Origin of the sequence: Pseudolysinimonas sp. (genome assembly GCF_031389465.1) — a bacterium.
GTDB lineage: Bacteria > Actinomycetota > Actinomycetes > Actinomycetales > Microbacteriaceae > Pseudolysinimonas_A.
In genome coordinates this window covers 1-4,177 of the sequence record NZ_JANMSQ010000141.1, presented here as the reverse complement: position 1 = coordinate 4,177, position 4,177 = coordinate 1, and the positions used below count along the sequence as shown (strand labels likewise).

5 protein-coding genes and 1 pseudogene are annotated in these 4,177 nt (G+C 66.6%); all 6 read left to right on the top strand.

Annotated elements, in window-relative coordinates:
- The coding region (locus tag RMO30_RS05515) for a SpaH/EbpB family LPXTG-anchored major pilin (protein WP_309710529.1) at window positions 1-1,243 on the top strand (1,243 nt) is incomplete at its 5' end.
- Between the two features lie 8 nt (window positions 1,244-1,251).
- Window positions 1,252-2,154, top strand: a complete 903-nt coding sequence (locus RMO30_RS05510) for a class C sortase (RefSeq protein ID WP_309710526.1) — start codon at window positions 1,252-1,254, stop codon at window positions 2,152-2,154.
- Between the two features lie 306 nt (window positions 2,155-2,460).
- Window positions 2,461-2,769, top strand: coding sequence for a 30S ribosomal protein S10 (rpsJ, locus tag RMO30_RS05505; protein WP_309710524.1), 309 nt, complete (start codon window positions 2,461-2,463; stop codon window positions 2,767-2,769).
- Between the two features lie 8 nt (window positions 2,770-2,777).
- Window positions 2,778-3,425, top strand: coding sequence for a 50S ribosomal protein L3 (rplC, locus tag RMO30_RS05500; RefSeq protein WP_309710521.1), 648 nt, complete (start codon window positions 2,778-2,780; stop codon window positions 3,423-3,425).
- A 2-nt stretch (window positions 3,426-3,427) separates the two neighbouring features.
- Window positions 3,428-4,105 carry a 50S ribosomal protein L4 gene (gene rplD, locus RMO30_RS05495; protein ID WP_309710519.1) on the top strand — a complete coding sequence of 226 codons (678 nt, stop codon included), beginning with the start codon at window positions 3,428-3,430 and terminating at the stop codon, window positions 4,103-4,105.
- A pseudogene (locus tag RMO30_RS05490) lies at window positions 4,102-4,177 on the top strand (50S ribosomal protein L23); the annotation flags it as partial. The gene rplD and the pseudogene RMO30_RS05490, both read left to right, overlap by 4 nt.

Here is a 4,177-nt window from a genome sequence, read left to right as displayed (position 1 = left end):
GTTCTCGGCGTCGTCGGCGTCGAAGAGCCCCTCGATGTCCGCCGCCGAGAACTCGCTCACCAGCCAGGCGGGTGTGACGCTCGGCTCCGACACGATCGCGGTCACCGATGTCACTGGCACGGCGACCTTCGGTTCGCTCGGCTACGGCCTGTACCTGGTGCAGGAGACTAACGGTCCGGCTACGATCACCGACCCCGCCAAGCCCTTCCTGGTCACCGTGCCGTTCCCGACCGGACCGGCGAATGCGACGAACCCGAACGAGTGGCTCTACACGGTGCACGTCTACCCGAAGAACGCCGTCGTCGGCCTCGACAAGGTGGTCAACAGCGGCGATGCGGGCTTCTTCACGGCGGGTGACTACGTGAGCTGGACCGTGACGGTCGACCTGCCGGTCCTCCCGAGCGGCGAGAACCTGACAACGGTCGTGCTCACCGACACCATCGACACCGCCGACCTCGCCTTCGTCACGACCGGAATCCCGGCCGGCATCTCGCCGCGCTCGATCTCCGTGTTCGATTCCGCGGGTGACCCCACGGCGTCGACCTTCGTCGAGACGACCCACTTCGTCTACAACATCGCGGGAGGCGTGCAGACGGTCACCTTCACTGCGGCCGGTCGCGCGCTCCTTGAGGCCGAGGCGCAGGGTGGCACGATCGAGTTCGTCGTTCCCACCCAGATCGTCACCCTTCCGGCGGGAGGGCTCGTCACGAACGACGTCAACTCCGTCGTCAACAGTTCCAGCCTCGACGCCGACGCGACTCAGGGTTTCGGTCAACTGCGCGTCCTCAAGTACTCCGAGACCGATGTCGCTGACACCCCGACGGACGTGCCGCTGGCTGGTGCCCGGTTCGAGCTGTATCACGACCTCGACAACGACGGCGTGCTGGATGTCGGCGAACCCCAGGTCGTGGTGGACGGCGCCGATGAGTGGGTTTCCGGCACCAACGGCGAGCTCGACATCGAGGCGCTCAAGCCCGGCAACTACCTGCTCGTCGAGATCGAGGCGCCCGTCGGGTACCAGACCCTCGGCACGGCGGCTCCGATCGATGTGACGATCGTCGTCGGAGAGACCGACGCGGCGAGCGTCAACTACAGCGCGGTCGAGAACCTTCAGTTGCCGCCGTTCGCGCTGCCCTTCACGGGCAGCAACGGCGTGGTCACCTTCGGCATCATCGGTACGGCGCTCACCGCCCTCGGCATCTGGCTCGCGGTCATCACGCGTCGTCGCCGGGCGCGCGCCTAGCATCAAGCATGGCCACCGCCGTCGCAACTCCTCGCCACAGCGAGGTGCGACGGCGGTGGCGTATGCCGTGGCTCGCGCTCGCGACGGCCACCGTCTTCTTTCTCGGCGTCGTGGCATTCATGCTCCCGACGATCGTCAACTGGTTCTCACAGGTCGATCAGGCCGCCGAGATCTCCGAGTTGGCGGACGGCGTGCGGGATCTGGGCGCCGAGTCGCTTCAGGAGGCGATCCAGCAGGCGCACGAGTACAACCGCACCCTCTCCGGCGGTGCCGTGGTCGCCTCGGGAGAGCGGGTTCCGCTGGCCGGCGAGGTCACGAGCGACGTGTCGAGTCGCGAGTACCGCGATCTCCTCGCCGCAGACTCCTCGGGACTCATGGCACGGCTCAGGATCCCGGGGATCGGCGTCGACCTGCCGATCTATCACGGCACGTCCGATGCGACCCTCGCCGAGGGGGTTGGGCACCTCGAGGGCACCTCGTTGCCGGTCGGCGGGGAGAGCACGCGCTCGGTGCTGACGGCCCATCGCGGGCTCGCCAGTGCCGAGCTGTTCACCAACCTCGATCGCGTCGAGGTCGGCGACACCTTCACGATCGAGGTTTTCGGCGAGGTGCTCACCTACGAGGTCGTCACGACCGAGGTGGTGCTCCCCGAGGATTCGAAGGCGGTCTACCCCGAGATCGGGCGCGACCTCGTCACTCTCGTCACCTGCGCTCCCCTGGGCATCAACACCCATCGCATCCTCGTGACGGGCGAACGCATCCCGCCGACCCCCGCCGTCGACGTGGCGAGTGCCGGGGGTCCGCCGACCATCCCCGGCTTCCCCTGGTGGGTTGTCGTCTTGTGCGTGCTCGTCATCGTGCTTGCGGGCTACGTCGTGCTTTCCGCCCGCCCACGGCGCCCGACCGAGTAGCGACGAGGCGCGACACGCCCGGGTTGCACGCAATGCGGGAGTGTGGCAAACTCATGTGGTTCAACATCCTGCGCGCGTAAGCGCCGCGGGTCACCGCTCTGGCAGTGCACAGTCCTCGACTGGGCCGCGAGTGGCAGAACAACACAAAGCTTCAACTCGAATCCTTCCTTTCGTGCGCTCTGTTGCTGAAATGCGTGCGCGAACCAGGGACGGATTGACAGAAGAACAGCGGTGCGCGAACCACACAGTTCGCGGGTGCGGAATCCGAAGAGGATGCCGCAGGTACACAGGAGAGAAGAGAGAACTATGGCGGCCCAGAAGATCCGCATCCGGCTGAAGTCCTACGACCACGCCGGTCTCGACGCCTCGGCGCGCAAGATCGTCGATGCGGTGCAGCGCGCAGGCGCCACCGTTGTCGGCCCGGTGCCGCTCCCCACGGAGAAGAACGTGGTCGTCGTGATCCGTTCCCCCCACAAGTACAAGGACTCCCGCGAGCACTTCGAGAAGCGCACCCATAAGCGTCTCATCGACATCATCGACCCGACTCCGAAGGTGGTCGACTCGCTCATGCGTCTCGACCTGCCCGCCGACGTCAACCTCGAGATCAAGGCCTAGGAACCCCCATGTCTGCAACCACGACGACCAAGGGTCTGCTCGGCACCAAGCTCGGCATGACCCAGGTTTGGGACGAGAACAACAAGCTCGTGCCCGTCACCGTCGTTTCGATTTCCCCGAACGTCGTGACCCAGGTGCGTAACGTCGAGAAGGACGGCTACGCCGCCGTTCAGATCGCGTACGGCCAGATCGACCCCCGCAAGGTGAACAAGCCGGCGGCCGGGCACTTCGACAAGGCCGGCGTCACGCCGCGCCGCCACCTCACCGAGGTGCGCACCCCCGACGCCGACTCGTACGAGCTCGGCCAGGAACTCACCGTCGAGATCTTCGAGCCCGGGCAGCTGGTCGACGTCGTCGGCACGTCCAAGGGCAAGGGCTTCGCCGGAGTCATGAAGCGCCACAACTTCAAGGGCGTCTCGGCGAGCCACGGTTCGCACCGCAACCACCGCAAGCCCGGCTCGATCGGCGCGTCGTCGACCCCGAGCCGCGTGTTCAAGGGCATGCGGATGGCGGGGCGCATGGGTGGCGAGCGCGTCACCGTGCAGGGCCTCAAGATCCATTCGGTGGATGCCGAGAAGGGTCTCCTGCTGGTCAAGGGCGCCGTTCCCGGCGCGCGCGGCCGCATCGTTTTCGTCCGCAACGCGGTGAAGGGCTGATCATGACCTCTCTCGACGGCCGCACTCTTGAAGTGCTCGACGCCAAGGGCAAGAAGGCCGGCACCGTAGAGCTCCCCGCGAGCGTTTTCGACGTGCAGACCAACGTGCCGCTCATCCACCAAGTGGTGACCGCACAACTCGCGGCCGCCCGCCAGGGCACGCACAAGACCAAGGGTCGCGGCGAGGTCTCCGGTTCGGGCAGCAAGCCGTTCAAGCAGAAGGGCACCGGCCGTGCCCGTCAGGGCTCGATCCGCATGCCGCAGCACCGCGGCGGCGGCATCGTGCACGGACCGGTTCCGCGCAGCTACGCCCAGCGCACCCCCAAGAAGATGATCGCCGCTGCTCTGCTCGGCGTGATCTCCGACCGGGCCCGCGGCGAGCGCCTGCACATCGTCGACGGCTTCGGCACGGTCAACGGTGCGCCGTCGACCAAGGTTGCCGTCGAGCTGCTTGCGAGCCTCAACGGCGGGCACGGCGTGACCCGCAACGTGCTCGTCGTTCTCGAGCGAGGCAACGAGGCAGCCGAGAAGAGCGTGCGCAACCTCAAAGACCTGCACGTGCTCTACGCCGACCAGCTCAACGCCTACGACGTGGTCGTCTCTGACGACATCGTCTTCACCAAGGCGGCCTACGAGTCGTTCGTGGCGAGCAAGACCAAGACCGAGGAGGCTGACGAATGAGCGGCTACAACAAGGACCCGCGCGACATCATCCTGTCGCCGGTCGTCAGCGAGAAGTCCTACGGGCTGATCG